General features: G+C 38.9%; 1 protein-coding gene. It reads right to left on the bottom strand.

Going from position 1 to position 767, the window contains the following annotated elements; genetic code table 11:
- Positions 1 to 128: 128 nt before the first annotated feature.
- On the bottom strand, positions 129 to 425 hold the full coding sequence (locus tag R7040_RS26010) for an isoamylase early set domain-containing protein (RefSeq protein WP_005477072.1): 297 nt from the start codon (positions 423 to 425) through the stop codon (positions 129 to 131).
- Between the last annotated feature and the right edge of the window lie 342 nt (positions 426 to 767).

A 767-nucleotide genomic window follows, 5' to 3' on the forward strand; every position in this document is an offset into this window, starting at 1 on the left:
AGCAACAATAATTGCTGCTTGAGTTTGTCTTATTGGTAGGAAAAAGGCGCAACTCGTGCGCCTTAAGTGAAAAGAATGTATTGTTACTACGGTGAAATCCGCACTAATCAACCCATCAAAGTTACCACTTATTCAACGGTGCAAACAACGCTGTTGTCGCTACCAAAGCCATTTGGAACGTAAGCATCTGCTTGAGGATCGTTCTCCCATTCAACTTCATCGAGGAGATAACGAAATTGGATGTGTTGCTCTTTGGGTAGACGTGTTTTGAACTTAAATTGGCCGCTTTTTTTCACCAGTTTCATTGGCTCTGGTTGCCAGTCATTAAAATCTCCAGCGATTTTAATGGATTCCCATTGGTTTTTATCGAGTTCAAAAGTGACTTCAACTTCATCTTTAGTTTTGAAAAATCTCTTTTTAAGCATGAATCTTTCCTTGTTAGTACAAAAACTGCTCTAACTATTACTCGTGTTTCATAAGTATTTCAAGCGTTATCGGATTCATGCTGGTATAGCTCGTTAAATAACCGTGTACTCTTCGTGCTTCAAACTTGTATGAATATGATCTTTCTGTATGATGAAAATCAGTGTGTTGTGAAGAAATTGATATGTTGAAGTTGAATCGTACATTGATGACTACTCTGGTTTGTTTGGTGGCTATGCTGCTAACCAGTGTTTCATCGAGCGTTCAAGCATCGACAGCATCAATAGAAGCACAAAGCTTTCCCATGCAGCAAACTGCACTTCAAGAAAAACTCGGCGTAAATA

Source organism: Vibrio sp. 1069 (assembly GCF_033340555.1).

What these genes read in the sequence shown, in the direction of transcription:
- R7040_RS26010 (WP_005477072.1), bottom strand. Translation starts at nt 425, where the DNA reads ATGCTTAAAAAGAGATTTTTCAAAACTAAAGATGAAGTTGAAGTCACT.